The organism is Streptomyces sp. NPDC047042, from assembly GCF_040644035.1.
In the GTDB taxonomy this organism is placed as follows: Bacteria; Actinomycetota; Actinomycetes; order Streptomycetales; family Streptomycetaceae; genus Streptomyces.
Genome location: NZ_JBEYVP010000021.1, coordinates 152,152 through 178,551, shown reverse-complemented (window position 1 = coordinate 178,551; position 26,400 = coordinate 152,152). Strand labels below are relative to the sequence as shown.

At 70.5% G+C, this 26,400-nt stretch carries 22 protein-coding genes; 13 read left to right on the top strand and 9 right to left on the bottom strand.

Annotated elements, in window-relative coordinates; all coding sequences use genetic code 11:
- Window positions 1-195 precede the first annotated feature (195 nt).
- A complete protein-coding gene (locus ABZ855_RS25325) occupies window positions 196-1,017 on the bottom strand; it encodes a hypothetical protein (RefSeq protein WP_360810421.1) in 822 nt (273 codons plus the stop codon).
- Window positions 1,018-1,229: 212 nt separating this feature from the next.
- On the opposite strand from ABZ855_RS25325, the gene ABZ855_RS25320 reads away from it, so the two are divergent.
- The 3 genes from ABZ855_RS25320 (at window position 1,230) to hutH (ending at window position 4,894) form a co-directional block, all read left to right on the top strand.
- Entirely contained in the window at window positions 1,230-2,036 is an 807-nt protein-coding gene (locus tag ABZ855_RS25320; RefSeq protein WP_360810419.1) for an enoyl-CoA hydratase-related protein, read from the top strand.
- A 78-nt stretch (window positions 2,037-2,114) separates the two neighbouring features.
- Window positions 2,115-3,278, top strand: coding sequence for a GGDEF domain-containing protein (locus ABZ855_RS25315; protein WP_360810417.1), 1,164 nt, complete (start codon window positions 2,115-2,117; stop codon window positions 3,276-3,278).
- Window positions 3,279-3,355: 77 nt separating this feature from the next.
- The gene (gene hutH, locus ABZ855_RS25310; protein WP_360810464.1) at window positions 3,356-4,894 is read left to right on the top strand and encodes a histidine ammonia-lyase; all 1,539 of its coding nucleotides are present in this window, start codon (window positions 3,356-3,358) and stop codon (window positions 4,892-4,894) included.
- Window positions 4,895-4,944: 50 nt separating this feature from the next.
- Here hutH and ABZ855_RS25305 read toward each other — a convergent pair whose 3' ends face one another.
- Complete coding sequence (locus ABZ855_RS25305) at window positions 4,945-5,364, bottom strand: cell wall protein (RefSeq protein WP_360810415.1); 420 nt, start codon at window positions 5,362-5,364, stop codon at window positions 4,945-4,947.
- 110 nt (window positions 5,365-5,474) lie between these two features.
- On the opposite strand from ABZ855_RS25305, the gene ABZ855_RS25300 reads away from it, so the two are divergent.
- The 5 genes from ABZ855_RS25300 to ABZ855_RS25280 all read left to right on the top strand — a co-directional run bounded on the left by ABZ855_RS25300 (window position 5,475) and on the right by ABZ855_RS25280 (window position 13,565).
- Window positions 5,475-5,825 (top strand): hypothetical protein, encoded by a 351-nt coding sequence (locus ABZ855_RS25300; RefSeq protein WP_319211178.1) that lies wholly within the window; start codon window positions 5,475-5,477, stop codon window positions 5,823-5,825.
- Between the two features lie 284 nt (window positions 5,826-6,109).
- Window positions 6,110-7,381 (top strand): Ig-like domain-containing protein, encoded by a 1,272-nt coding sequence (locus ABZ855_RS25295; RefSeq protein WP_360810413.1) that lies wholly within the window; start codon window positions 6,110-6,112, stop codon window positions 7,379-7,381.
- Between the two features lie 168 nt (window positions 7,382-7,549).
- On the top strand, window positions 7,550-9,037 hold the full coding sequence (locus ABZ855_RS25290) for an ABC transporter permease (protein ID WP_360810411.1): 1,488 nt from the start codon (window positions 7,550-7,552) through the stop codon (window positions 9,035-9,037).
- A gap of 261 nt (window positions 9,038-9,298) precedes the next feature.
- Complete coding sequence (locus tag ABZ855_RS25285; RefSeq protein WP_360810409.1) at window positions 9,299-9,982, top strand: ABC transporter ATP-binding protein; 684 nt, start codon at window positions 9,299-9,301, stop codon at window positions 9,980-9,982.
- A 223-nt stretch (window positions 9,983-10,205) separates the two neighbouring features.
- On the top strand, window positions 10,206-13,565 hold the full coding sequence (locus ABZ855_RS25280; RefSeq protein WP_360810407.1) for a S8 family peptidase: 3,360 nt from the start codon (window positions 10,206-10,208) through the stop codon (window positions 13,563-13,565).
- A gap of 78 nt (window positions 13,566-13,643) precedes the next feature.
- On the opposite strand, the gene ABZ855_RS25275 is transcribed toward ABZ855_RS25280, so the two are convergent.
- A complete protein-coding gene (locus tag ABZ855_RS25275; protein ID WP_360810405.1) occupies window positions 13,644-14,600 on the bottom strand; it encodes a helix-turn-helix transcriptional regulator in 957 nt (318 codons plus the stop codon).
- Between the two features lie 170 nt (window positions 14,601-14,770).
- Between ABZ855_RS25275 and ABZ855_RS25270 the strand changes: the two genes are divergently transcribed.
- Window positions 14,771-15,814 carry an NAD(P)-dependent alcohol dehydrogenase gene (locus tag ABZ855_RS25270; protein WP_319211189.1) on the top strand — a complete coding sequence of 348 codons (1,044 nt, stop codon included), beginning with the start codon at window positions 14,771-14,773 and terminating at the stop codon, window positions 15,812-15,814.
- Between the two features lie 88 nt (window positions 15,815-15,902).
- Here ABZ855_RS25270 and ABZ855_RS25265 read toward each other — a convergent pair whose 3' ends face one another.
- The 3 genes from ABZ855_RS25265 to ABZ855_RS25255 form a co-directional block, all read right to left on the bottom strand.
- Window positions 15,903-16,892, bottom strand: coding sequence for a DUF5829 family protein (locus tag ABZ855_RS25265; RefSeq protein ID WP_360810462.1), 990 nt, complete (start codon window positions 16,890-16,892; stop codon window positions 15,903-15,905).
- Between the two features lie 97 nt (window positions 16,893-16,989).
- Window positions 16,990-17,685 (bottom strand): 1,4-alpha-glucan branching protein, encoded by a 696-nt coding sequence (locus ABZ855_RS25260; protein WP_360810403.1) that lies wholly within the window; start codon window positions 17,683-17,685, stop codon window positions 16,990-16,992.
- Between the two features lie 85 nt (window positions 17,686-17,770).
- Entirely contained in the window at window positions 17,771-18,445 is a 675-nt protein-coding gene (locus tag ABZ855_RS25255) for a class I SAM-dependent methyltransferase (RefSeq protein WP_360810401.1), read from the bottom strand.
- Window positions 18,446-18,798: 353 nt separating this feature from the next.
- On the opposite strand from ABZ855_RS25255, the gene ABZ855_RS25250 reads away from it, so the two are divergent.
- Entirely contained in the window at window positions 18,799-20,865 is a 2,067-nt protein-coding gene (locus ABZ855_RS25250; protein ID WP_360810399.1) for a restriction endonuclease, read from the top strand.
- A 312-nt stretch (window positions 20,866-21,177) separates the two neighbouring features.
- Window positions 21,178-21,729, top strand: coding sequence for a DUF3455 domain-containing protein (locus ABZ855_RS25245; protein WP_360810460.1), 552 nt, complete (start codon window positions 21,178-21,180; stop codon window positions 21,727-21,729).
- A gap of 97 nt (window positions 21,730-21,826) precedes the next feature.
- Here the strand turns inward: ABZ855_RS25245 and ABZ855_RS25240 are convergent, their stop codons facing one another.
- On the bottom strand, window positions 21,827-22,210 hold the full coding sequence (locus ABZ855_RS25240) for a helix-turn-helix domain-containing protein (protein WP_360810397.1): 384 nt from the start codon (window positions 22,208-22,210) through the stop codon (window positions 21,827-21,829).
- Window positions 22,211-22,312: 102 nt separating this feature from the next.
- Here ABZ855_RS25240 and ABZ855_RS25235 point away from each other — a divergent pair, with 102 nt between their 5' ends.
- The gene (locus tag ABZ855_RS25235; protein WP_360810395.1) at window positions 22,313-22,978 is read left to right on the top strand and encodes an NAD(P)-binding domain-containing protein; all 666 of its coding nucleotides are present in this window, start codon (window positions 22,313-22,315) and stop codon (window positions 22,976-22,978) included.
- Window positions 22,979-23,110: 132 nt separating this feature from the next.
- Entirely contained in the window at window positions 23,111-23,623 is a 513-nt protein-coding gene (gene msrA, locus ABZ855_RS25230) for a peptide-methionine (S)-S-oxide reductase MsrA (protein WP_360810393.1), read from the top strand.
- A gap of 36 nt (window positions 23,624-23,659) precedes the next feature.
- Here the strand turns inward: msrA and ABZ855_RS25225 are convergent, their stop codons facing one another.
- Both ABZ855_RS25225 and ABZ855_RS25220 read right to left on the bottom strand, forming a co-directional pair.
- Window positions 23,660-24,778 carry a hypothetical protein gene (locus ABZ855_RS25225; RefSeq protein ID WP_360810391.1) on the bottom strand — a complete coding sequence of 373 codons (1,119 nt, stop codon included), beginning with the start codon at window positions 24,776-24,778 and terminating at the stop codon, window positions 23,660-23,662.
- Window positions 24,775-26,337 carry a M48 family metallopeptidase gene (locus tag ABZ855_RS25220; RefSeq protein ID WP_360810389.1) on the bottom strand — a complete coding sequence of 521 codons (1,563 nt, stop codon included), beginning with the start codon at window positions 26,335-26,337 and terminating at the stop codon, window positions 24,775-24,777. Before ABZ855_RS25220 ends, ABZ855_RS25225 begins: the two co-directional genes overlap by 4 nt.
- Window positions 26,338-26,400: the final 63 nt, after the last annotated feature.

Genomic DNA, 26,400 nt, shown 5'->3' with positions numbered 1-26,400 from the left:
CCGCGGGCTGGGGCCGACGGCTGGGACCCGCTTTGACGCACCCATCCGCACCGCATCGCACCGTTTTCGTTCCGGACGAAGCGGGTGGGTGGGCGAGGCGCAGCTGCCGAGTCGTTGCTCCGGAGGGAGTGGTGCGTGGTCGCTGCGCCGGGCGAGTCGGCCCTGTTGGGCAGGGCCAGTAACTGATTCCCCGGGTCAATGGTGGTGGCTCAGGGGGTCCACGCACAGGCCGATCAGCGGTACGCATACTCCGGCGGGCGGTGTGGCCTTCGGGGCCGGTGATGAGGGTGCCGGGGTCGGTGCGGGCGCCGGTTCCGCCTGCTGCGGGGGCTGGGGCTGCTGTGCCACCGGGGCCGGGGGCGGGGCTGCCGGGCCTGGTCGGGCGGGGGTGGGGACGGGCTCCGGGGTGCTGGGCTGCTGGGGGATCGTGGTGGCGTCGGCGGCGGGTGCGAGGGGCGTCGGGAGCGCGTCGAGCGGCAGGCGTCGTAGGGAGCCGGTGGCGCTCGGGAGGTCCGTCGGGAGTGCGGTCGGGGGCGTGGTCGGGGCGGGGGTCGCGCCGCCGCCCATGGGGGCGCTCGCCGACGGGGTCGCCCTGGGGACGTCGCCCACCGTGGCCGCCGTGTTGTCGGTGCGGTCGGTCGAGGTGTCGTCGTACGTGCCCTCGCTTTGGCCCGTGCTCGTGTCCACGTCCAGGTCCGACTGGGCCTGCGCCCTGCCGACACCGTCCACTCCGCCGTCCGGCGTCAGCCGTACGAGGCTCAGGACCCCGGCGGCCAGCGCGAAGCCGCCCGCCGCGAGCAGCACCTTGCGGGGGCGGGGCTTGCGGTGTCGGCCCCGGGGGCGGTTGACGAGGGGGGTGATGGGCGGGGTCTCGGGTGCGGGGGGTGGCGCCCAGGCCCGGATGGGCGGTGGTGAGTGGGGGGTGACCTGCGGCGGGACCCTCGGCTGGACCTGCGGCGGGAACGGGGCGTGCCTCGGTGTGCCTGTGTCGACCGGTCTTGTCGCTGTGTCCGTCATCGCGATCCCTCCCCGTTGCGTCACGCCCCGGGTGCGCCGTGGCGGAGCGCACGTTATGCGCTCTTGGGCAGGAATTTCGAGGGATCGGGGCGTTGTCACCCGAATGAGGAGAGGGGTCCCTCTCCGTCTGTTCTTCCTGTCCTTCCCCTGCGTGCGGGCGTGCTGCGATGATCGGGCGGTCGTAGTTAACCTGCGTTAACCAGGAGGGTGTCATGGGCGAGGAACGGGCCGAGGAGCGGTTCGGGGAGTTCGTCGTGGTCCGGCGGCACGATCATGTCGCCGAGCTCGTCCTCGATCGGCCGAAGGCCATGAACGCGGTCTCCTCCGCCATGGCCCGGTCCATCGGCGGTGCGTGTGCGGTGCTGGCCGCCGACCGTGACGTACGCGCGGTGGTGCTGACCTCCACTCATGAGCGGGCGTTCTGTGTCGGGGCCGACCTCAAGGAGCGGAACTCGATGTCCGACGCCGAACTGGTCCGGCAGCGGCCGGTGGCGCGGGGTGCGTACACGGGTGTGCTGGAGCTGCCGATGCCGACGATCGCCGCGGTGCACGGGTTCGCGCTGGGGGGCGGGTTCGAGCTGGCGCTGTCCTGCGATCTGATCGTGGCGGACCCCACGGCGGTCGTGGGGTTGCCGGAGGTCTCCGTGGGGGTGATTCCGGGCGGCGGCGGTACGCAGTTGCTGCCCAGGCGGGTGGGCGCGGCCCGGGCCGCCGAGCTGATCTTCACGGCACGGCGGGTGGAGGGTGCTGAGGCACGGGACCTGGGGCTCGTGGATGTGCTGGTGGAGGAGGGGCGCGCCCGGGAGGAGGCGCTGGCGCTGGCGTCCCGGATCGCGGCGAACTCCCCGGTGGGGCTACGGGCGGCCAAGCGGGCGTTGCGCACGGGCTTCGGGCTCGACCTGCGGGCGGGCCTCGAGGTGGAGGACGCCGCATGGCGAACCGTCGCCTTCTCGGGCGACCGCGCGGAGGGGGTGGCGGCCTTCGCGGAGAAGCGGGCGCCGGCCTGGCCGGGGGAGTAGGGGGCTGCGCTGATCGCGTCCGGCCCCTTTCGAGCCCTCGATGTCTCAAATCCTCCCAAACCTTCCTAATCTGGATCAATGGGTGAGGAAAGCCGGCTCCGCGCCGTCGTGACGCTCGCGCAGGGCATGGCCGCCGCGCACAGCCCCCGCGAGTCCTGGCGTGCCGCCGCTCTCGGGGCCTGCCACGCGCTGTCCGGCAACTTCGCCGCGCTGTCGGTCTGGGAGCGGGAGCTGGGGCGGCTCAGGGTTCTGGTCAATGTGGGGGAGCGGGGTGCCGACGAGGAGGAGTTCCCGGAAGGGGAGGCCTATCCCGTGCACCAGTTCCCGGAGATCACCGAGTTCCTGCACGAGCGATGGGTCGGCGGCGGTGAGCCCAACGCCTGGGTCGAGACCGCCGAGGGGCCCGCGCGCGGGCCGTCGGCGGGGCGCGCCGGGTACTGCCACCAGCGTGTCGCCGCCCTGCGCCGCCGTGGGCGCGGCTGCTGTGTCGTCGCCCCCGTCGTGCTGCACGGCAGGGCCTGGGGCGAGCTGTATGTCGCCAGGCCCGCCGGTGCCCCCGTCTTCGGCCGGGCCGACGCCGACTTCGCCACCGTCCTGGCCGCCGTCGTCGCCGCCGGGATCGCCCAGACCGAGCGGCTGGAGGAGGCCCGGCGGCTCGCCTTCACCGACGCGCTCACCGGCCTCGCCAACCGTCGCGCCGTGGACGCCCACCTCGACGAGGCGATCGAACGGCACCGGCGGGACGGCGCCGTGGTCTGTCTGGTCGTCTGCGATCTGAACGGGCTCAAGCGGGTCAACGACACCCTCGGGCACGCGGTCGGGGACCGGCTCCTCGAACGGTTCGGGTCGGTGCTGTCGCTGTGCGGGGCCATGCTGCCCGGGGCGCTCGCGGCCCGCCTCGGGGGTGACGAGTTCTGCCTCCTTGTGGTCGGCGCGCCGGTCGACGACGTGGTGCTGGCGGCGACCGAACTGTGCCGCCGCGCCGCCGAGTTGGAGCTGGGCGAGGGGGTCGCCTGCGGGATCGCCTCGACGGCCGACCCGATCGGGCCGGTCCGGACGGCCCGCCGGCTGTTCCGGCTCGCCGACGCCGCGCAGTACCGGGCGAAGGCGGTGCACGCGGACCGGCCCGTGGTCGCGGGACGCGAGGGCCCCGACGATCCGGTGGTCCGGCTCGCCGACTCCGGGCCCGCCGGGGAAGGCGGGGTCGTCGAGCGACGGCGCTTCCGCGGGCGTCGGCCGTGAGGTGAAGGTGTAAGGGGTGTACCAGGCACCCGGTAGTGACATCTTCGAATTCACTGCGTACGCTCCTGAATATGGATATGCACACTGTGGTGGTGGGGACGTCCGGGACGACGGCGGCCGACGTGCTCGCCGTGGCACGCGGCGGGGCCCGGATCGAGCTGTCCGGCGAGGCCGTCGCCGCCCTCGCGAAGGCACGCGGGATCATCGACGCGCTGGCCGCCGAGCCCACGCCCGTCTACGGCGTCAGCACCGGGTTCGGCGCCCTGGCGACCCGGCACATCAGCCCCGAGCTGCGCGCCCAGCTCCAGCGCAACATCGTCCGCTCGCACGCCGCCGGCATGGGTCCGCGGGTCGAGCGGGAGGTCGTACGGGCGCTGATGTTCCTGCGGCTCAAGACCGTCTGCTCGGGACACACGGGGGTGCGGCCCGAAGTCGCGCAGACCATGGCCGACCTGCTCAACGCCGGGATCACCCCCGTCGTGCACGAGTACGGCTCCCTCGGCTGCTCCGGCGACCTCGCGCCCCTCTCCCACTGCGCCCTCACGCTCATGGGCGAGGGCGACGCCGAGGGGGTCGACGGTGTCGTACGGCCGGCCGCGGAGCTTCTCGCCGAGCACGGCATCGCGCCCGTCGAACTGCGCGAGAAGGAGGGCCTCGCCCTTCTCAACGGCACCGACGGCATGCTCGGCATGCTGATCATGGCCCTCGCCGACCTCGACACCCTCTACAAGTCCGCCGACGTCACCGCCGCCCTCTCCCTGGAGGCGCTCCTCGGCACCGACAAGGTCCTCGCGCCCGAACTGCACGCCATCCGGCCGCATCCGGGGCAGGGCGCCAGCGCGGCCAACATGCTCGCCGTGCTGGAGGGTTCGGAGCTGACCGGGCACCACCAGGACGGCGCACCGCGCGTCCAGGACGCCTACTCCGTGCGCTGCGCCCCGCAGGTCGCCGGTGCCGGGCGGGACACCATGGCGCACGCGCGGCTCGTCGCCGAGCGGGAGCTGGCCTCCGCCGTGGACAACCCGGTCGTCCTCCCGGACGGGCGCGTCGAGTCCAACGGCAACTTCCACGGGGCTCCCGTGGCGTACGTCCTCGACTTCCTCGCCATCGCCGTCGCCGACCTGGGGTCGATCGCCGAGCGGCGCACGGACCGGCTCCTCGACAAGAACCGCTCGCACGGGCTGCCGCCGTTCCTCGCGGACGACGCCGGGGTGGACAGCGGGCTGATGATCGCCCAGTACACGCAGGCGGCCCTGGTCAGCGAGTTGAAGCGGCTCGCCGTACCCGCCTCGGCCGACTCGATCCCCTCCTCCGCCATGCAGGAGGACCACGTCTCGATGGGCTGGTCGGCGGCGCGCAAGCTCCGTACGGCCGTCGACAACCTCGCCCGGATCATCGCCGTCGAGCTGTACGCGGCCACGCGCGCCATCGAACTGCGGGAGGGGCTGACGCCCGCGCCCGCGTCACAGGCCGTCATCGACGCCGTACGGGCCGCAGGGGTCGAGGGACCCGGGCCGGACCGGTTCCTGGCGCCCGACCTCGCCGCGGCGGACGCGTTCGTGCGGAGCGGGCGGGTGCTCTCGGCGGTCGAGCCGGTGACCGGGCCCTTGCGCTGAGGCTGCCAGGAGGTCAAGTTTTTCCAAAAAGCTTGGCCTCCGGCGTCCCGTCAGAAGCCCAAACGCTCCCGACGCAGCGAATACACCACGAAACCGGCGCCCAGAGCGAGGCAGAACGTGCCGCCCGCGACATACGGAGTGGTGTCGAAACTGCCGGTGTCCGCGAGGCGGGTGCCGTCGTCGGCGGCCGTGTCCGAGGTCGTCGTGTACGCGGACGTGGCGGTGGTCGTGCCGCTCCCGCTCGTGTCCGTACTCGTACTCGTCCGCACGCTCCCGCTGGGGCTTGTGTGCGTGTTCGTCACGGAAATCTGGCGCGTGTACTCCGACATCGTGGACATCGAGGTGTCCGCTCTGTGCTGCCGCTCCACCGACTTCTCTGCCGTCGCGTTGGCGGACGGGACGAACCACAGGGCACCCAGCAGGGTGCCCGCGGCGGTGGCGGTCAACAACGATCGACGTGCGGCTGACACGGAATATCGATCCCCTTGTGGCGCTGGCGAATTGGCCGTGGCCCCGATGCTAATGAAAGGCGCGGGTCGTGGGAAAGTTGCGGGAGCCATGAGCCGTACGCTCTCCGACCATGAGCACATCAGAGACATCACGTTTTGTACGACTTCGGGTGGAACTGGTCGTCGAGGTCGACGACGTGGACGCCCTGACGAAGGCCGCGCTGCAGCGGATCGCCGGTGACAGCGAGATGCCGGCCGAGGAGCGGGTGCACGCCGAGGACGCTGTGACGGAGGACACCGCGGAGGCCCTCGCGTACCTCGTGGACCCCTTCGATCTGATCGGAGAGGTGCCGGGGACCGAACTGGCACAGGCCTCGTGGAGCAGCGAGGAGATCGACTACGACCCGGATTCGCCGGATTGGGATCTGGACGAGGATGATGTGGAAGGCGACGAGGTGATCGGGGGACGGCTCGACGGCTGAGACGGCCGGGGAGAAATTCTGGCCCCGGACGGCAACCGCCGACCGGGGTTTCGTCGTCTCAGGAGAAGCAGTGACCGGCATGGGCACCACGCGACCCGGTGAAGCTCGGGAGGGCGGACAGCCTCCTGTGACCCAGGCGACGTGGTGTGCCCCACACATCAGACGAATGTGGAACGGGACGAACCGGTCGTAGCGTTGAAGCTTGTTATGGGGTCTTCGTAGGTTCCTCACGGGGGACTCGCGCGGGACCCGGCGGTTCGGGGACGGCAACGATTTCGGCAACGATGGAGAAGCGTGTGATGACGGACAGTAGGCGGCGCAAGGGTCTGATGGCCGCGTCCGCCCTGCTCGGTGGCGTGCTGGTGCTCTCTGCGTGCAGCGGGGGCGACAGCGAAGGCGCCTCCAAGAGCGACGGCGGCAGCGACACCTCGCAGGCCAAGGCCGACGAGGCGGCGGCCCAGGCGGCGTCCGAGGCCAAGATCAAGATCACGCCCGGGGACGGTTCGAACAACGCCTCCATCAACAACGCCGCCCAGGTGGCGGTGACCAAGGGCACTCTCACGTCCGTACAGATGACGACGGCGGACGGTACCGCTGTCGCCGGTGAGATATCCGCGGACAAGACCAGCTGGAAGCCGAGCGCCCAGCTGGAGCGCGCCACCACCTACAAGGTGACGGCGGAGGCGACGGACGCCAAGGGCCGCGCCGCCCACGAGAACGCCTCGTTCACCACGGTCTCCGCCGCGAACAGCTTCGTCGGCTACTTCACCCCCGAGGACGGCTCGACCGTCGGGGTGGGCATGCCCGTGTCGATCAACTTCGACAAGGCGATCACCGAGAAGGCGGCCGTGCAGAAGGCCATCACGGTCACCTCGACCGGTGGCCAGGAGATCGTCTGCCACTGGTTCAACGACACCCGCATGGACTGCCGGCCCGACGACTACTGGCAGGAGAACTCCACCGTCACGCTGAAGCTGGCGCTCGACGGCGTGGAGGGCGCGAGCGGTGTCTTCGGCGTGCAGCAGAAGACGGTCACCTTCAAGATCGGCCGCAACCAGGTCTCCATCGTCGACGCCAAGACGAAGACGATGAAGGTCACGCAGGACGGCAAGGTCATCAAGACCATCCCGATCTCGGCCGGTTCGCCCGAGAACAAGACCTACCAGGGCCGGATGGTGATCTCCGAGAAGTTCAAGGAGACCCGGATGAACGGCGCCACGGTCGGCTTCACGGACGACGACGGCAAGGGCGAGTACGACATCCCCGACGTCCCGCACGCCATGCGCCTGACCACCTCCGGCACGTTCGTGCACGGCAACTACTGGGGTGCCGACTCCGTCTTCGGCAACGTCAACACCAGCCACGGCTGTGTCGGTCTGAACGACACCAAGGGCGCCAACGACCCGAACTCCGAGGGTGCCTGGTTCTTCAACAACTCGATCATCGGTGACGTCGTCGACGTCCGGAACACCGGTGACAGGACCGTCGACCCGGCCAACGGGCTCAACGGCTGGAACATGAGCTGGGCGGACTGGAAGGCCGGTTCGAAGGTCTGACGCGGAGCGCCCCGCGCGCTCTCCGTCGCATCCCGCCCCTGTTGCCCTTCGCCGATGCCGCTGTCCGACCCCCGGGTCCGGACGGCGGCATCGGTGTTTCCCGCTCTTCTCATGCAGCTCTTATGCGGGGCTTATCGCGTCATCACGCGGTGTACCTAGCTTGCGGCCATGTTCTTCACCTACCTGAGGCGCGAACTGCGCCGCCGCAGAAAAGCGGCACTCGTCGTCGCCTCCGGGCTCGCGCTGGGCATCGCCCTGGTCATCGTGGTCACCTCGGTGTCCGCGGGCATGTCGAAGGCGCAGGACAAGGTCCTTGAGTCGCTGTACGGGCTCGGTACCGACATGACCGTCACCAAGGCCGCCCCGGCGCAGACCGGCACCGGTGACACCCAGCGCCGGCGCTTCCAGTTCAACGCGCGGCCCGACGGTGACGACTCGTCAGCCGAGCAGAGCAGCGACCGGGTGTTCGTCCAGGGCTTCGAGACCCTGGCCGCGTCCACGGTCGCCAAGGTCGATACGCAGAAGGGCGTTTCGGACGCCGTCGGCGGGCTGAGCCTCCAAGTCATCAAGATCAGCGGCCAGTTCAGGCAGGGCGAGTTCCGCCAGGAGCAGGGCAGCGGCGGCAACGAGGGCGGCGGATACCGCCGGGGCGGCGAAACGGGCGCCCCGCAGGGGCGAGTTGAGGGTGGCGGCGCCGACTTCGACGTCAACAACTACTCGGTGTACGGCACCGACGTCAGCAAGCCGGAACTCGGCCCGCTGACCTCCTCGAAGATCACCAGCGGCCGTACCTTCACGACCGCCGAGACCGATGCCAAGGTGGTGGTCGTCGACGCCTCCTACGCCAAGGAGAAGAAGCTCAAGGTCGGCAGCACGGTCACCATCAAGAACGTCACGTACAAGGCCATCGGCATCGCGACCCCCGACAGCGGCGACGCGGCGGCCAACCTCTACATCCCGCTGAAGCAGGCCCAGACCCTCAGCGACTCCAAGGACAAGGTCACCACGATCTACGTCAAGGCGACCGACTCCCAGCAGATCAGCGCCGTCAAGTCGACCATCCAGAAGAACATCTCGGGTACGACCGTCACGACCTCCGCCGACCTCGCGGACACCGTCTCCGGGTCCCTGTCCACCGCCTCCGACCTGGCCTCCAGCGTCGGCAAGTGGCTGTCGATCGCGGTGCTCGTCGCCGCCTTCCTGGTCGCGGGCCTGCTCACCTCCTCGGCCGTGTCCCGCCGGGTGCGCGAGTTCGGCACGCTGAAGGCGCTGGGCTGGAAGTCGGGCCGGGTCACCCGCCAGGTCGTCGGCGAGGCCGTCGTCAACGGGCTGGTGGGCGGCGCCCTCGGTATCGCGCTGGGCTTGGCGGGCGCGTACGTCGTCACCGCGATCAGCCCCGATCTCCAGGCGGAGCTGGGCCGTTCGGGCGGCAACACCGGCCCCGGCGGCGGCGGGGGCTTCGGCGGTGGCGGCGGCGGCTTCGGCCGGCAGGCCGCGTCCAAGGCCCTCACGGTCGCGCTCACCGCGCCCGTAGCCCTCTCCACCATCGCCCTCGCGGTAGGCCTGGCAGTCACCGGCGGCCTGATAGCCGGCGCCTTCGGCGGCTGGCGAGCGTCGAGGCTCCGCCCGGCGGACGCGCTGAGGCGAGTCGAGTGAACGGCGGGGTTCGCTGATCGCTTTTCAGGCGCGCGGGGCTGCATTCATATGCGGCTCCGCCGCGGAGCGCGACCAGCCCCCACCGGCCCCGCTTCTAGGGGCGCGGGGAACTGCGCGACCAGCCCCCACGGGGCCCGCTTCTAGGGGCGCGGGGAACTGCGCGACCAGCCCCCACGGGGCCCGCTTTTAGGGGCGCGGGGAACTGCGCGACCAGCCCCCACCGGGCCCGCAGCCGACAACCACCACCGCAGGAGCACCCACATGTACGAACTGACAGACGTCACCAAGCGCTACACCCGAGGCAAGGAAACAGTCGACGCCCTCGCCGGCATCAACCTCACCATCCCCGACGGCGACCGCCTGGTCATCCAGGGCCCCACCGGCGGCGGAAAATCCACCCTCCTGCAAATGCTCGGCGGCCTCGACCGCCCCACTGAGGGCACCATCGACCTCGACGGAACGGATCTCGCCAAACTCTCCGAGAGCCGCCTCACCAAAGTCCGCAGCGAGAACATCGGCTTTGTCTTCCAGAGCTTCAATCTCATTCCGACCCTCTCGGCCCAGGAAAACGTCGAGACCGCTCTCGTACCGCTCGGCGTGAAGGCCAAGGACCGGCGCGAACGGGCCGCCGAGGCGCTGAAATCGGTCGGTCTCGGAGAGCGCCTCGGGCACCTCCCCGGGGAGATGTCGGGCGGCCAGCAGCAGCGCGTCGCCATCGCCCGTGCCCTGGTCAAGCAGCCCAAGGTGCTGCTCGCCGACGAGCCCACCGGTAACCTCGACGAGTCGATGCGCGACGAGATCATGGACGTACTCGAAACCATGTGGAAGGAGCTAGGGCTCACTTTCATCATGGTCACGCACGATTCCGCGATCGCGAAGAAGGCCCCTCGGGTGGCCACCATTCGCAAAGGGAAGATCACCGTGAAGGAGAACGCGGGCGCGTGAAGCGAAACTCGGGCGCGTAAGGCGAAAAACGGGCGCGTAGCGAGAACACGCTGCCCCGTAACGGGCGAATTGTCATCGTTCCGTCTATTGAGTGGCTGATCACCCCTCGGCATACTTCACCGTCGGGGGGTGTACGCGCATGCGTACGCATCTCCCCCAGCCGGGCGACGGGGAATTGCCCGGCACCACAGCCAGCGCTCCAGGGGGAGACTTGCGCGAACAAGTGAAGAGGGTATGCGCGGCAACCGTGGCCACGGCGGCCGCAGTTGCCCTCGCGGCGGGCATGACCGGCCCGGCGTCCGCGAAGGCCGACGTGAGGGCCAACGCGAAGACCGACGTGAGGGCCGACGCGAAGGCGGCGCCGCAGCGACTGACCGGCGCCGCCCAGAAGCTCCGGCCGACGACGCATCGCATCACACTGATCACCGGTGACCGGGTCGCCGTCGACGCCAAGGGCCGCGTCGTCGGCCTGGAGCGGGCGGCCGGCCGCGAGAAGATACCCGTGCAGATCCGCAAGGCCGGCGGGCACACCCTCGTCGTCCCGGCCGACGCGACCCGACTGCTCTCCGGCGGGAAGCTCGACCAACGGCTGTTCGACATCACCGAGTTGAACAAGGAGACGACCCGAAGGTCCCAGCAGAAGGGGCTGAAGGTCATCGTCGGCTACCAGGGGGCGGCGACCGCCACCAAGGCCGACGTCCGCGACGCGGGCACCCTGCGCCGGACGCTGAAGTCCCTGAACGCGGACGCCGTGCAGACCTCGCGGAACGCCACTCCCGAACTCTGGGACGCGGTGACCAACGGCGGCAGGGCCGCCGCCGGGATCGCGCACATCTGGCTCGACGGCACCCGCCGGGCGAGCCTCGACAAGTCCGTACCGCAGATCGGCGCGCCGAAGGCGTGGGCCGCCGGCTACGACGGCAAGGGCGTCAAGATCGCCGTCCTGGACACGGGTGTCGACGCCACCCACCCGGACCTCAGGAACCAGGTGATCGCCGCCAAGAACTTCTCCACGGCCGCCACGACCGCCGACAAGGTCGGCCACGGTACGCACGTCGCGTCCATCGCCGCGGGCACCGGAGCCAAGTCGGGCGGCAAGTACAAGGGCGTCGCACCCGGCGCCAGGATCATCAGCGGCAAGGTCCTGGACGACACCGGCGCAGGTGACGACTCGGGCATCCTCGCCGGCATGGAGTGGGCGGCCGAGCAGGGCGCCCAGATCGTCAACCTGAGCCTCGGCGGCCAGGACACCCCCGAGGTGGACCCGCTGGAGGCGACGGTCAACAAACTCTCCGCAGAGAAGGGCATCCTCTTCGCCATCGCGGCGGGCAACTCCGGTCCCGAGACGATCAGTTCACCGGGCAGCGCCGACGCGGCCCTCACCGTCGGCGCGGTCGACGACAAGGACCTGCTGGCCGACTTCTCCAGCACCGGACCGCGGGTCGGCGACGGCGCCGTCAAACCGGACGTGACCGCACCCGGCGTGGACATCACGGCCGCCTCCGCCAAGGGCAGCATCATCGAGCAGGAGGTCGGCGAGAAGCCGGCCGGGTACCTCACCATCTCCGGTACGTCGATGGCGACACCGCATGTGGCGGGCGCGGCGGCGATCCTCAAGCAGCAGCACCCGAAGTGGACGTACGCCGAGATCAAGGGCGCGCTCACCGGATCGGCGAAGGGCGGCAAGTACACGCCGTTCCAGCAGGGTGCGGGCCGGATCCAGATCGACCGGGCCATCAAGCAGACCGTGATCGCCGACCCGGCGTCGGTGAGCTTCGGCACGCAGGCGTGGCCGCACACCGACGACACCCCGGTCACCAAACAGCTGACCTACCGCAACCTCGGCACCACCGACGTCACGCTGAAGCTGACGGCGACCGCGACCAACCCGAAGGGCCAGGCCGCTCCGGCCGGCTTCTTCAAGCTGTCCGCGACGACCGTGAGGGTCCCGGCGGGCGGCAGGGCCTCGGTCGGCTACACCGTCAACACCAGGCTGGGCGGCACCCTCGACGGCGCGTACTCCTCGTACGTGACGGCGACGGCCGGTGCGCAGAGCGTCCGTACGGCGGCGGCGGTCAACCGGGAGATCGAGTCGTACGACGTCACGGTCAAGCACATCGACAAGGCCGGGCAGCCGACGGGCGACTACTACACGACCCTCGCCGGCTACAGCGGGCTGGCCACCGACCGCGGTTACCAGGTCCCGACGAACACCAGCGGCACCACGACCATGCGTCTGCCCAGGGGCACCTACCTGCTGGACGCGTGGATCGCGAAGGACTTCACCAGGCCCGACCTGGGCGGCGGGGGCCTCGACTGGCTGGTCCAGCCGAAGCTGACGGTCACCGGGAACACCTCGGTGACGATCGACGCGCGCACCGCCAAGGCCGCCGACATCACGGTGCCGGACGCCGGCGCCAAGCCGCGGAACGTGATGATCGACTACGTGTACGACGTCCCCGGCCTCGCCGTCCGCGTGGACTTCGTGGACTCCTTCGCCAACCTGCGGATGGCCCACATCGGACCCGAGGTCACCGGTCTCTCGCAGACCTGGTTCGGCCAGTTCAGCAAGGGTGCGGGCGCGGAGTACGACGTGATCACCACCGCCAGGGTCAAGAAGATCCAGGGGAACAAGGTCCGCCACTTCAAGGCGAGCGAGCTCGCCACGGTGAGGCACCGCCTCGGTGCCGGATCGCCCGGCAGGACGGGTGTGCTCGGCGCGACCGCCTTCCTGCCCGAGAACTTCGCCTTCGGCACCCCCGTCGAGCAGGCACTGCCGGCCACCCGTACGACGTACCTGAGCACGGGTGAGAAGGTTGAGTGGCTCTTCGACTTCACCCAGTTCAAGGGCAGGAACGCCCAGGGCTTCCCGAACCCCGAGGCCTACTACACGGTCAACGACCTGCAGAAACTGAACGGGGGCGGCACGTACACGCGCACCTTCAACACCGCGGTGTTCGGCCCGCGACTGCTGCCCGAGTACGGCCTCTTCCGTGAGGGCGACTACCTCTACGGACTGGTGCCACTGTTCGCCGACGGGGCCGGCAACCCCGGCTCGTCCGACTTCACCGCGGTGACGACGACGCTCTACCGCAACGGCAGGAAGGTCGCCACGACCGACGACCCGCTCTTCGCCGAGAAGCCGTTCAGGGTCCCGGCGGGCGACGCCGCGTACAAGCTGACGACGTCGGTCAAACGCAGCGTCAAGGTCGCCCAGGCGTCCACGCGGATCGACGCGAGCTGGACGTTCCGCTCGAAGAAGACGGCGGACCTGGCCCAACTCCCGGCCTCCACGGTCCGCTTCAACGCGGCCGTCGGCCTGGACAACAAGGTCGCGGCGGGCAAGAGGGTCACGTTCCCGGTAGTCGTCGAGGGCGCGGCCCGCGGCCGCAACCTGAAGAGGCTGACGGTGTACGCGTCGTACGACTACGGCCAGACCTGGAAGAAACTGACGGTGCGGAACGGGAAGATCACCGTCGTGAACCCGAAGAAGGGCGAGGCGATCTCGTACCACGCGAAGATCACCGACAGGAAGGGCAACAAGTCGACGATCTCGATCTACAACGCGTACTACGGCAAGTAGATCGTAGGTCGCCGCAGGCGTATGGACGGACGGCCCGTCGGGGGACACCCCCGGCGGGCCGTCCGCGTCTCTCCCAGGTCAGGTACCGGTACCGGCCCTCGTCGCGTCCCGGCCCCAGCTGGCCAGCAAGTGCAGTGCCTCCGCCGACGGGGAGCCCGGCTCCGCGTTGTAGATGATCAGGGACTGGTCGCTGTCGTCCGGGAATCTGAGCGACTCGTAGTTCAGGGTCAGTTCGCCCACCAGGGGGTGCCGGAACCGTTTCACCCCGTAGCTCTTCTCCTTGACGTCGTGGGTCGCCCACAGCCGGCGGAAATCCTCGCTCTTCACCGACAGCTCACCCACCAGCGCGGCCAGCTTCGGGTCCTCCGGATAGCAGCCGGCGTCCATGCGCAGCACGCAGACGATGTCGATCGCCTTCTGCTCCCAGTCCAGGAACAGGTCGCGGTACTCCGGCCGCAGGAACACCAGCCGCGCCCAGTTCCGGTCCTGCGGCGGCAGGTCGGCCCAGTCCCCGAAGAGGGACGCGGCCATCGCGTTCCACGCCAGGATGTCCGTACGCCGCCCGCCGATGTACGCCGGTACGCCGTCCAGCGTGTCGAGCAGCTGCCGCAGCGCCCCGCGTACCACCTGCGTCCGCGTCGACGGCTTCTTCTTGTGCTGCTTCGGCTTCGCGAGGTGGGTGAGATGGGCGTGCTCGGCGCCCGTCAGCCGCAGGGCGCGGGCGATGGCGTCGAGGATCTCCGCGGAGACGTTCTGCCCGTTGCCCTGTTCGAGCCGCGTGTAGTAGGCGACGGACACCCCGGCCAGCTGGGCCAGCTCCTCGCGGCGCAGCCCCGGTACCCGGCGGTGCCGGCCGTGGTCGGGCAGTCCCACGTCCTCCGGCTTGAGCCGGGCCCGGCGGGTGCGCAGGAACTCGCTGAGCTCGGCACGCCGGTCCAGGGCACCCCCGGGGTTCCGCCCGCGGCGGGAGGCGTCCGCCGGATACGCCGATCCGGCTGTCTCGGCCGTCTCGGCTGATTCGGGATGTTCGTCCATACGGTCCAGTATTCCTGGTCGTACGCATACGAGCCTGACCCCGCCAGTGGTAGGACCAGCGGGCGTACGCACAAGCGGGGACTGGGTGAAGACGGAAGCGTCCGGCAGACTGGTCTTCGCACCCGGTCAGAAGGCGGCCGGGCGCGAATCCCCCAAGGAGAACTTCCGGCATGACCACCACCGTCGCCGCATACGCCGCACCCTCCGCCAAGGCTCCCCTCGAGCGCACCACCATCGAACGTCGCGAGGTCGGCGAGTTCGACGTCCTGATCGACATCAAGTTCGCCGGCATCTGCCACTCGGACATCCACCAGGCCCGTGAGGGCTGGGGCGAGGCCATGTTCCCGATGGTCCCCGGCCACGAGATCGCCGGTGTCGTCGAGGCCGTCGGCCCCGGGGTGACCAAGTTCGCGGTCGGCGACCACGTCGGCGTCGGCTGCATGGTCGACTCGTGCCGCGAGTGCGAGAACTGTGAGGCGGGCCTCGAGCAGTACTGCCTCAAGGGCAACGTCGGCACGTACAACGCCCTCGACAAGAACGGTGAGCCGACGTACGGCGGCTACTCCCAGAAGATCGTCGTGGCAGAGGCGTTCACCGTCCGCATCCCCGACGGCCTGGCCCTCGACGTGGCCGCGCCGCTGCTCTGCGCCGGCATCACCACGTACTCCCCGCTGAAGCACTGGAACGCCGGCCCCGGCAAGAAGGTCGCGATCCTCGGCATGGGCGGCCTCGGCCACATGGGCGTCAAGATCGCGGCCGCGCTCGGCGCCGAGGTCACGGTCCTCTCGCAGACCCTGAGCAAGAAGGAGGACGGCCTGAAGCTGGGCGCCTCCCACTACTACGCGACCAGCGACCAGGCCACCTTCAAGGAGCTGCGCGGCACCTTCGACCTCATCCTGTCGACGGTGTCCGCCCCGCTGAACCTGGACGCGTACCTGTCCCTCCTCAAGACGGACGGCGCGTTCGTGAACGTGGGCGCCCCCGAGGAGCCGGTCGCGCTGAACCTCTTCTCGGTGATCGCGGGCCGCAAGACCCTCGCCGGGTCGGGCATCGGCGGCATCCAGGAGACCCAGGAGATGCTGGACTTCTGCGCCGAGCACGGCCTGGGCTCCGAGATCGAGCTGATCAGCGCCTCGGAGATCAACGAGGCGTACGACCGGGTCGTGGCGAGCGACGTCCGCTACCGCTTTGTGATCGACACGGCGACGATCTGACCCTCCCGGGTGAGAGCGACACGCGTGTGAGGTGTCGAGGCGTGAGGTGAGGGCCCTGGCGGGCGATGAACGCCGGGGCCCTCGTCGTTCACCCGGTCCCGGTCCCGGTCCCGGTCCCGGTCCCGGTCCCCGTCCCGGCGCCGGTGTCGTCGCCCGTGTCGTCGAACGTCCACACCGCGTGGGCGCCCGGGCCGACGGCCAGGGTCGAGTGGCCGATTCGCTCCTCGTGGTGGTACGGCACCGGCCGGTTGAGGGACATCTCGATGCGCCGCAGGCCCGTGTGTTCGCCGGCTTCACGCGAGACGACGTCGTAGCGGATCGTGGTGCCGCCGCCCCGTGCGACGATGCCGCCGTTCGCCACCGACCGGACGCTGAAGCCGCCGGCCCGCAGCAGCGGCACCGTGGCGGCGAGGTCGCGGGCGGTGACCGCGAAGCGGACCGAGGTGACGTCGCGCATCAGGTGGTCGCGGTAGAGGTCGGACAGGTAGCGTTCCCGGCCGACGTCACCGGGGAAGGCGGCAGGTTCGGTGTTGCCGCGCGGGTCGGCGAAGTACTCGGGCCGGTACTCCATCGACCAGGCGTCGTACGCGTCGTACTCGAGGGTGGTGAGGACCGCGTCGAACCACGGCACCGGGACGCCGTCGCCGAAGTCCCGCGTCTGCGCGAACAGGACCGGGTCGGTGACCCCTTCCGTCCGCAACCGTTCGATGACGGCGGCCTGGTCACCGGCGTGCTCGGTCGACAGTCCCGTTCCGGCGGAGCCCAGGAGGCCGTCCTGGCCGGGGACGTCACCGACGCCGAACAGTTCGAAGTAGGTCTCGCGGCCGTACAGATAACGACCGGTCCAGCTCTCGCCGCCGGACCCGGTCGTGGTGCGGACCTGGAAGTTGGCGAACTCCCGCAGATAGGCGGAGTCCTCGATGGCGTCGGCGGTCTCCCGGTCGAACACCCCGAAGGCGTGATTGAAGTAGAGCAACTGCCGTTCTTGCGGCGGTGGTTGGTCGCCCTCGGCGGGCCCCGCGTTCGCGGCACCGCCCTGCACCGCCGCTGCGAGGGCCACAGCGATGACGATGATCATCCGTAACGTTCTTCGAAGCAGCATGTGAGCGATCGTAGGACGGAGGATTTGCGTCCGCTGTCGGTTTTCGGGCCCCCGCATGCCGGGTGCGGGCGACTCAGTGCTCGGCGTCGCCGATGAGCACGAACGGGGCGCGATGTTCACTGCCGTCCGGCAGCTGCCAGCCGGCGGTGATCTCTCCCCGGGGCGATGTCGGGTCGACGGGCGGGGTCTGCCGCTGCGGCGACGGGAGGACACGCGTCACCGTCACCCGAAGGGTCAGCTCACTCGCCGGATCCTCGTCCGCCACGGTCTCCACCACGACGTCGGTGCCGTCCACGCCATCGGTGACGGCGAGGGACGCGACCTCGGTGGAGACGCCGGCCCCCGTGAAACGACCGGTGACAGACGGGTCGGGAGCGTCGCTCACGCTCTGTGCCTGCGCCTCCGCGCGACCTTGGGCGAGCGCGAGCAACTGCCCTACGACGACAGGGTCATGGGTCCCGTCGTGGATCCAGCGCTTGCCGAGCACCCCGTGCTCGGACGTACCGACGACGGCCTGTTCGGCTCCGTCGAGCGGCGCGCTCCGGTAGCTGAGGGGCACGAGATAGGAGACCGGCCGCTCACCGGACGTGTCCGTCACCACCATCACCTCGATGCCCACCTCACCTTCCGGGTCATCGAGCCGAAAACCCCCGGCCTTGGCCAACTCCGGCTCGCCGGCCGCCCCGACGTACCAGGGGCGGGTGGGCAGCCAGGCTGTGAGCAGCTCCAGCTTGGTGGGGGTCATGGTGGTGTGGTGGATGACAGCCATGCCTCCGGCAACCTCGTCCGCCGGCCGATCATTCCCGCGTACCCGTCTGTGCCCATGTATGCCTATATGTACCCACCTGCTCCCGTCACGCGGGCTTGGTGGCCTTGACGGCCAGGACGATCGGGGTCGGTGCGCTGCCTTCGGCGAACCGGGTGAGCTGCAGACCGGCGTCGAGGAACGCGTGCAGCAGCTCGGGAAGCGGGCGGTGCATCGCGCCGACCTTGGCGCGCACGCCGTCGGTCGTCCAGGAGTCCTTCGTCCAGTACCCGCTGTCGAGGTAGCCGGGGCGGATGACCGCCGCCTCCGGGTCGCTGAAGTCGGCGAATCCGCCGCAGAAACAGGGATGGACGCCGATGTGCACGAACGTGCCACCTGGCCGCAGGACCCGCGCGGCCTCACGCAGCACCGCCGGATACCCGGGCATGTCCGTGTGGACCATCATCGCGATCACCGCGGGTACGGACCCGTCCCGCAGGGGCAGCCGCTCGGCGTCGGCCCGGGCGACCGGCAACCGGCCACGGGCGTGCTCCAGCATTCGCGCGGAGAGGTCGACGCCCACCGGCGTCCAGCCCAGTTCGCGAACCAGCGCCGCGTGGACGCCCGTACCGCAGCCGATCTCCAGGCAGGTGCCACGGCCTTCACCGAGCAGGTCGCGCAGCAGGCCACCCAGGTTCAGCGGGTCGCCGGCTCCGGCGGCTCTGGCGAGGAACTCCGTCTCGTACCAGTCCGCGATCTCGTCGTATGCCGCCGTCGGCGCCATCGGTTCCTCCGGTACGTCGTGGTCGGCTCCGGGGCCGACGGCCTTGTCCGACCGGGTCGGTCGTGGCTTCGGCGCCCGGGCCGGCGTCTCACGGGTGGGGGTCGGGTGGGGGTCGTACGTCGGGAGCCTGCCCGCGTTCGCCGTCGCTGCGCCTGATTCCGCCCGGGGCGGAAGTGGTTACTCGTCAGTCAGGTTGACCTGCGGGTATGGGGGAGCGGGCGGCTGTCGACGAGCGGGTGGACGAGTGGATATGCGGGAGGGGGATTGCTGGATAGAGTCGTCTCGTCACACTTGGTTGTGGGGACGATCAAGTGTCTTTCGGCTGCCAACGTCCTGGGGAGGGCCCGCAGCACATGAGTCGTCGTTCTACTGGTTCCGTCGGCATCTGGGCTGAGATGCAACGGCAGCAGCAGCGCCAGTCGGAAGCCGCGGCCAGACGGCAGCGGCAGGAAGAACAGCAGGCGCGGGCCTACCAGAGGCGAGCAGCCCAGAGTCACCGCGAGTACCGCCAGGCCGAGGCGCAGCGTCGTACGGAGGAATTGGACGTACAGGTCGCGTCCTTGCAGGGTCTCCTCGCCGCCGGTTGCCGGGCGCCCGCCTTCAGCGCCTCGGCGCTCATGAGGCCCGAGGTGGTCCAGCCCTTCTCCGCCGGGTTGTTGGCCCACTCCGTGCCGATGCCGAGCGCGGACCAGTACCAGGCGCAGGGCGGCTGGACGGCGAGCCGTCGCGCGCAGGCCCAGGCCGAAGCGCGGGCCCGTTTCGAACGGGACTGGCAGGCGGCGCAGGCGGCGGAAGCCGAGCGCCTGCGTCAACTGGCCGCGTCACAGCGGGAGTACGACCAGTGGGCCAGCGCTCAGCTGGCGGAGATCCGTCGGCACAACGCGGGGATTCGCCAGGTGACCGACGGGGTCCGGCGCAAGGACCCCGACGCGGTGGTCGAGTACTTCTCCGCCGCGCTCTACGCGTCGGGCACCTGGCCGGAGGACTTCCCCCGCCAGATATCGGCGGCCTACGACGCGGCGGCCCGACATCTGGTCCTGGACTGGCAGTTGCCCGGTTTCTCGGTGGTCCCGGAAGCGAAGTCCGTGCGGTACGTGTCGTCCCTCGACCAGGACAAGGAGGCCCCGCGCCCTGCGGGCCAGCGCCGTGCCCTGTACCGCGAGGTCGTCGCGCAGTGCGTGCTGCTCGTCCTGCATGAGCTGTTCGCCGCCGATGAGCAGGGCGCGCTCGAATCCGTCTCCCTGAACGGGTTCGTCGACGAACACGACCCGACGACGGGGCAGCGCGGCCACATCTTCCTCGCGACGGCGATGGTTTCGGCGTCGTCGTTCCGTGAACTGCACCTGGCCCAGGTGGACGCGGTCAGTTGCCTGACCGACGGACTGCGAGGGCAGCTCTCGGTACGGCCGGACCAGCTCACCCCCGTACGGCCGAGCCGCCGGCCCCAGGACGTCGGGAACCGCGTCGTCGCGCACGGCGGCGACGGGGAACCGGACCTGTTCGCCATGGACCCGGTCGAGTTCGAGGATCTGGTCGCCGAACTCTTCCGGGCCATGGGGATGCAGGCGGTCACCACCCAGCGTTCGAACGACGGCGGCGTGGATGTCGACGCGCACGATCCGACGCCCATTCGCGGCGGCAAGATCGTCGTCCAGGTGAAGCGCTACCGCAACACGGTGCCACCCACGGCGGTACGCGACCTGTACGGCACGGTTCAGGACGCCGGCGCCAACAAGGGCGTCCTCGTGACGACTTCGGGCTTCGGCCCCGGCTCGCACACCTTCGCCAACGGCAAGCCCCTGGAGCTGATCGCGGGGGCGGAACTCGTCGACCTGCTGCACCGGCACGGGCTGCGCGGACGACTGGGTGACGGCGCCGGCCGCCCCGCCCCGGCGGCACCACCGGCCGCCGCCGGATCCGGCCCGCAGCTGCCCGCCGACTACAACATCCTGGGCATGTCCTGGACCGGCAGCGTCGCCCTGGACGTGTGCGCTCTCGTCTGCTCCGGCAACCAGGTGCTCAGCGACGATCACTTCGTCTTCTTCAACAACCACCAGACACCCGACGGCGCCGTACGAGCCCTTCCCGCCGCCGCGCCGGACAAGGCCGCGATCTGCGTGGCCTTCGACGGGCTACCCGCGTCCGCCGACCGGTTCGTGCTCGTGGCCGCCATCGACCCGGAGGTGAATCCGGACGCCGACCTGTCCGGCTTCACCGACGCGTGCATCCGGCTCCTCGACCCGGGGATGGCCGAACTCGGGCGCCTCGAGGTGTCCGACGGGCGCCCCGGCGAGACCGCCCTGGTGCTCGGCTCCTTCCGCCGAAGGTCCAACGGGGACTGGGACTTCGTCCTCGGCGGCAAGGGGTACCGGGGAGGCCTGGAGGAACTCGTGCGGGACTTCGGCATCGTGGTGGAGTAGGGGCCTGCCCGGACGGTACGTCGCACGCCCCGAGTACGCGGTGGCGTGCCCGTCCGCGTGCCCCGCAGGCCCTCGTCGAGCCGAGGGCCGTACGGGGATACTCGCTGCTCGTGGGACGTGACGATCTCCGCCGGGCAGCCACAGTCGGTCCAGGACCCCGCGGTCGTCGCGCTCAACTCCCTTGAGAAGCCCACGACTTGTTCACTTTCTCGTTGTCGTTCTTCACGGCACAGCACGGGGTCCACGGCCCTGGAGCGGTTAGCGTGCCCGAAGAATCGAAGCGTTTCGGAAAACGTCTTGGAGACCAGCACGATGAAACTCGCCAAGCGGCTCATCCTCACCACCACAGCTCTCGCCGCCGTCACGGCCGGCACGCTGCTGAGCGCGACGGTCGGCCAGGCCGCCGCCTCGCAGCCCGCCCGCCACACGGTCGACGCCCCCGCCGCGCTGAAGGTCCCCGACGGCAACAGACTGACCGGCGTTTTCTCCGCCGAAGGCGTCCAGACCTACACCTGCACCGACGGCGCCTGGAAGCTGCTGGAGCCCGCCGCCACCCTCTGGGCCAAGAACGACCACTCCCGCCGTACCCTCGCCCTCCACTCCCGCGGCCCGGTCTGGGTGTCGACGGTGGACGGCAGCGCGGTCAACGCCGCCGCCGTCGCCAACTCCCCCAAGACAGGCACGATCCCCGAACTCCTCCTGAAGTCCACCACCACACGCGGCACCGGCACGTTCGCCGACGTCTCCTACATCCAGCGCCTCAACACACGGGGCGGCGTGGCCCCTGCGACCGCTTGCACGGGCACCGACCAGGTGAGCGTTCCGTACGCCGCCACGTATGCGTTCTACAAGCCTGCCAAGTAGTCGACGAGTAGCCATCGCTCGTCAACTTCCTTCGTGATGGGCCCCGGTGCCGTCGGGCATCGGGGCCCATTTCGTGGGGTGACAGATGGGTCACAGGTCACAGCCCTCCTGAGTCACCGCTCTCCTGGGCATCGAGAAGCTCGTCGGCATGCTCCAGCGCCCAGCGGCCCAGTACCGCCATCGGGCCCTCCACCAGGCTCTGGCCCAAGCCGGTCAGGGCGTACTCGACGCGCGGCGGTGCCTCGGCGTGTGCGTGGCGGTCGAGCAGTCCCGCGATGAGCAGGCGGCGCAGGGAGTCGGTGAGCACCTTGTCGCTGATACCGCCGATCGCGGTGCGCAGCTCACGGCGTCGGCGCGGGCCCGTGCGAAGAGCCGCCAGTACGACGGGATCCCAGGTGTGGGCGAAGAGATCCGTGGCCGCGCGCAGCCGGCAGTCGGCCACGAAATCGAGGCAGTGGGCGTCGTCATCGAGGTCAGTCATCTCGTCGCCCATCATCCTTGGTCGGTCGCGCACCGATCGGTGCGTATCGCCTTGCATACCGTCGTTCTTCTTCGACCCGTCACGGCTTGAGAGGCAGCGACCATGCGCATCGGGATTCTGGGGACAGGGACACTGGCGGCGGCCCTGGGCGAGGGCTGGGTACGGGCAGGGCACGAGGTGGTGATCGGCGGGCGTTCGCGGGTGAAGGCTGAGGCGCTTGCCGAGCGGCTGGGGCACGGGGTGGTCGCCGTCCCACCGCGTGAGGTGGTCGCCGGGCGCGACGCCGTGCTGCTGGCCGTGGCCTGGGACGGTGTCGAGGACATGCTGAATCTCGCGGGGGCGGCGGACGGCCTCCTCGACGGAATGCCTCTCATCGATCCCACGAACGCCGTGACACACGGTGTCGGTACGTTGCTCACCGGACCCGGGGAGTCGATCGCCGAGCGGATCGCGGGACTCGCCCCAGGGGCCCGCGTCGTGAAGGCGTTCCATCTCTTCGCCGCCGACCAGTGGACGAGCCCGCCCGACGACGGCCGGCCCGGTGTGACGGTGGCGATGTGCGGCGACGACCCGGCTGCTCTGCACATCGTCGGTGAACTGGTCCGGGACGTCGGCGGGGTCCCGGCGACTCTGGGGGCGCTGGATCGCGTCCGTCAGCTGGAGGAGGTGGCGGGTTTTGTCATCGGCCTGGTTTTCGCGGGCTTCGACCCGAACTCCGCCGTCCCGCGCGTCCCCTCGCTCGACAGGCGCGCCGGCGTGCTGGGATAGCCCCGCTCGCCGGACCCGGTGCCCGGAATCGCCGGGAACCCTCGAGCGTTGAGGGGGGTGGGCCTGGGCCGCCGGTGATGTGCGTGCCGGGCGGCCCGTGAGACCGAGCTGATGGAAAGTGGAGGAGCCTCGATGACTGCGCAGACGCAGAGGGCGGTGCTGGCGGGTGGATGCTTCTGGGGAATGGAGGAGCTGATCCGCCGGCAGCCGGGCGTGACGGCGACCCGGGTCGGTTACACCGGCGGGGACGTGCCGAACGCGACGTACCGGAACCACGGCACGCACGCGGAGGCCATCGAGATCCTGTTCGACCCCGCGAGCACCGACTACCGCGCGATCCTGGAGTTCTTCTTCCAGATCCACGACCCGAGCACCAAGAACCGCCAGGGCAACGACATCGGCCTCAGCTACCGTTCCGCGATCTACTACGTCGACGACGAGCAGAAGCGGATCGCCGAGGACACGATCGCGGATGTGGACGCCTCCGGGCTGTGGCCGGGCAAGGTCGTCACCGAGGTGGAGCCGGTCGGCCCCTTCTGGGAGGCCGAGCCGGAGCACCAGGACTATCTGCAGCGTTACCCGAACGGCTACACCTGCCACTTCCCGCGCCCGGGATGGCGACTGCCCGCCCGCACGGAGGGCTGACCGAAGGGTTCCCCCGCTCCCCCGCCCGCGCAGCGCTCAGGGCCCGTCGTTCCCCGCCGACACGACCGCCTGCGCCGACAGGTTCCGGATGCGGCAGTAGCGTGCCGTCATCCCGTTGCCGTGGTAGCGCCACGGCAGGGCGTTCACGTAGCCGTCGACCAGTCTGAACTGTTCGACGGCTGCCTCGTCGCGGTTCTGGAGGGACAGGTAGTACGCCAGAAGGTGGCGCAGTTCCGGCAGGCGCGGGTGGGTCTGGTCGGCCGCGGCGGCGTCGGCGAGGCCCGCGTTCACGCGGGCGATCATCTCGGGGGTGCGGTCGGTGGCGCTGTCGTCCGAGTCGTCGTGCTCGTAGTGGACGATCAGCGGGAGGACCGTCAGCAGGCTGCCCAGCGGGGCGGACGACGCCGCCCGCTCGGCGAACTCCATCGCGAGCCGCTCCGAGCCGCACCACTTCTTGCACCAGTACTGCAGCGCCCGCCAGTGGGCCTCGTAGTGGTGCGGGGCGCGGGCGGTGATCTCCGCCCACAGCCTGTCCATCTCGGAGTGGGCGTACCCGAGCCCGGTCGCCACCGCGATCTCCGAGATGTACGGAGTGGGGTCGTCCGGGTTCAGTACCGCCGCCCGGGCTATCTCCTCACGGGAGCGCCGCAGCATCCGGTGGAAGCCGTCGAACTGCTCCTGCGTCGTGTGCCTGGCCCGCTGGGCGCCTCTGAGCTTGCCCGCGAGCATGACCGTGCTGCTCGCCCGGACCACGGCCGCGTCCGGGTCGTCGGGACCGGCGGCCTCCCAGGCGATCAGCCACTCGTCCTCGTCCGCCGCGAGCTCGGCGAGCTGTGCCACCGCCATGGACCGGCGGTCCCAGTCCCGCCCGATGCCGTCCAGCAGCCGGGCGCCGGCCCTCCAGTCACCGCCGCGCACGGCGGCGAAGGCCGCCTCCCAGCCGGGCGGAAGCGGGCCCGCGTACAAGGTGTTCTGCCGCTCGGCTGGGAGGAGACCGAGCTGTTCGGCCGCCTCGGCGCCGGCGTCGGCGTCCTCGGTGTCGCCGGTTCCCCTCGTCTGGGCGACGAACTCCTTGACGAACACCCCGCCCAGCCACAGCACGGCGATCAGGGTGGGCACGGCCAGGATGCCGAGGATCCACAGCAGTACGGTCATCGGGGAGCGTCCGTTTCTCGGGGCGAGCGGGGAGTCGGGGGCAGCAGGGCGCGCAGCGGGGCGGTGTCCGGGGCGTCGGCGAGCGCCCTGTCGACGGCGGCGCCGATCGCCGCGTCGAGGCTCGGGGGACTGTCGTCCGGTGCGCTGCCGGGCTCCGGCAGCAGGCGGGCCTTCGCGGGCTGCTCCCAGGAGAACACCCAGCTCATCCGCGACCGCGCGCTGAACTCCGCCATCACCATGCTGTGCAGCGAGTTGTGCAGCGTCGGGCGGGCGAACTCGCGGAACGCGCGACCGTTCGCCGCGGCCGCCTCGTCCGACAACGGCAACCGGCGGGCCAGCTGCCACAGTTGGCCGTCGTCGATGAGGGTGAGGAGGGCCGGCAGGGTCGGCCGGCTCCTGGTGTACAGGACCATGGCGCGGTGCAGCGGGGTGTTGAGCGCGGCGAGATTGGCCGCCATCGCGCCGTCGAGGAGTTCCTGCCAGTCGGCGGTGCGCCGCAACTGCCGTACCTCGTCCGTCAGAACGGCGTCCTCCAGCGCCGCGAAGGTGCCCTCGGCGTCGGTCAGGAGGGCGATGGCCGCGCCGTGGGCCTCGTCCGCGCGGTCGTCGGCGGGGAGCAGCTCGACGCGGCGTACGCGGTCGGCGACGGGCGGGTGGGAGTCGTACGGCGAAGTCGGCTCCGTGGGCAACTCGCTGCGCAGTCCCGCCAGTTCGAGCTGGCGGGCGCTCAGCATCCGGCCGAAGCCGCCGAACACCTCACCGCGCGGCGGCAGTAGCGCGGCGTCGGTGCCGAGGGTGGCGTAGCTGCGCACATAGAACCCGAACGCGCCGTCCAGGACCGGGATTTCGCGCAGCGCCGACGCGGTGGCGTCGCGTCCGGCGATCCGGGCGGCAGAGGCGTCGGCGGCGTACTCCTGGCGGCGGGAGTCGGCGAGCGTGGTGCGGAGGTACAACTCGGCGTACGCGGTGTAGACCCGGGCCAGTACGCGGTAGGTGATGCCCGCGCGCTCCTCGAAGTTCGCGATGGTGCGCTGGAGTTGGACGCGTCCGCGCAGGGTGAGGGCGGCCAGGCGGGTGTCGGAGCCGGCGTAGTGACCGAGTTCATGGGCGATGACCGCGCGCAACTGGGCCTCGGTCAGGCCCTGCATGAGGGGTACGCCGAGGTAGAGCCGGCGCGGGCCGGGGAGGAGGCCGAGCAGACGCGCGTCCTCGCCGACGGCGGCGTTGACATCACCGGTGAGGACGATGCGGGACGGGGCGCGGGTGCCGACCCGTTCGGCCAACTCCCGTACGGTACGCCAGAGTTCCGGCTCCTGCGCCTCGGTCACGGGCAGGCCCGCGGGCTCCTCGCCCTTGGGCGTGCGCAGCATGAACAGGCCGCGGACCAGGGGAATCGCCGGCACTACGGAGACGAGGGCCAACTTGGCCGCCGCAGCGGCCGGGGCGTGTGCGAAGAGCAGGTAGTCGGCGCCGGCGAGCACCGCCAGCAGGAGCACGCCGAGCAGATAGAAGCCGGCGAGCAGTACGAGAGCGCGCAGCGCGCGCAGGGTCGAGCCCATCGGGCCGGGATCCCTCCACGGGAACGGGGACGGTAGGAAGGGGAGCGCGGCCGAGCGGTGGGG

Excerpts from the sequence above, each read along its gene's own strand:
- ABZ855_RS25270 (WP_319211189.1), top strand. The coding sequence starts at position 14,771 with ATGACCACCACCGTCGCCGCATACGCCGCACCCTCCGCCAAGGCTCCC.
- ABZ855_RS25315 (WP_360810417.1), top strand. The coding sequence starts at position 2,115 with ATGGGTGAGGAAAGCCGGCTCCGCGCCGTCGTGACGCTCGCGCAGGGC.
- ABZ855_RS25300 (WP_319211178.1), top strand. The coding sequence starts at position 5,475 with ATGAGCACATCAGAGACATCACGTTTTGTACGACTTCGGGTGGAACTG.
- ABZ855_RS25290 (WP_360810411.1), top strand. The coding sequence starts at position 7,550 with ATGTTCTTCACCTACCTGAGGCGCGAACTGCGCCGCCGCAGAAAAGCG.
- ABZ855_RS25240 (WP_360810397.1), bottom strand. The coding sequence starts at position 22,210 with ATGACTGACCTCGATGACGACGCCCACTGCCTCGATTTCGTGGCCGAC.
- ABZ855_RS25250 (WP_360810399.1), top strand. The coding sequence starts at position 18,799 with ATGAGTCGTCGTTCTACTGGTTCCGTCGGCATCTGGGCTGAGATGCAA.
- hutH (WP_360810464.1), top strand. The coding sequence starts at position 3,356 with ATGCACACTGTGGTGGTGGGGACGTCCGGGACGACGGCGGCCGACGTG.
- ABZ855_RS25260 (WP_360810403.1), bottom strand. The coding sequence starts at position 17,685 with ATGGCTGTCATCCACCACACCACCATGACCCCCACCAAGCTGGAGCTG.
- ABZ855_RS25235 (WP_360810395.1), top strand. The coding sequence starts at position 22,313 with ATGCGCATCGGGATTCTGGGGACAGGGACACTGGCGGCGGCCCTGGGC.
- ABZ855_RS25225 (WP_360810391.1), bottom strand. The coding sequence starts at position 24,778 with ATGACCGTACTGCTGTGGATCCTCGGCATCCTGGCCGTGCCCACCCTG.
- ABZ855_RS25220 (WP_360810389.1), bottom strand. The coding sequence starts at position 26,337 with ATGGGCTCGACCCTGCGCGCGCTGCGCGCTCTCGTACTGCTCGCCGGC.
- ABZ855_RS25265 (WP_360810462.1), bottom strand. The coding sequence starts at position 16,892 with ATGATCATCGTCATCGCTGTGGCCCTCGCAGCGGCGGTGCAGGGCGGT.
- ABZ855_RS25325 (WP_360810421.1), bottom strand. The coding sequence starts at position 1,017 with ATGACGGACACAGCGACAAGACCGGTCGACACAGGCACACCGAGGCAC.
- msrA (WP_360810393.1), top strand. The coding sequence starts at position 23,111 with ATGACTGCGCAGACGCAGAGGGCGGTGCTGGCGGGTGGATGCTTCTGG.
- ABZ855_RS25320 (WP_360810419.1), top strand. The coding sequence starts at position 1,230 with ATGGGCGAGGAACGGGCCGAGGAGCGGTTCGGGGAGTTCGTCGTGGTC.
- ABZ855_RS25285 (WP_360810409.1), top strand. The coding sequence starts at position 9,299 with ATGTACGAACTGACAGACGTCACCAAGCGCTACACCCGAGGCAAGGAA.
- ABZ855_RS25275 (WP_360810405.1), bottom strand. The coding sequence starts at position 14,600 with ATGGACGAACATCCCGAATCAGCCGAGACGGCCGAGACAGCCGGATCG.
- ABZ855_RS25255 (WP_360810401.1), bottom strand. The coding sequence starts at position 18,445 with ATGGCGCCGACGGCGGCATACGACGAGATCGCGGACTGGTACGAGACG.
- ABZ855_RS25245 (WP_360810460.1), top strand. The coding sequence starts at position 21,178 with ATGAAACTCGCCAAGCGGCTCATCCTCACCACCACAGCTCTCGCCGCC.
- ABZ855_RS25295 (WP_360810413.1), top strand. The coding sequence starts at position 6,110 with ATGGAGAAGCGTGTGATGACGGACAGTAGGCGGCGCAAGGGTCTGATG.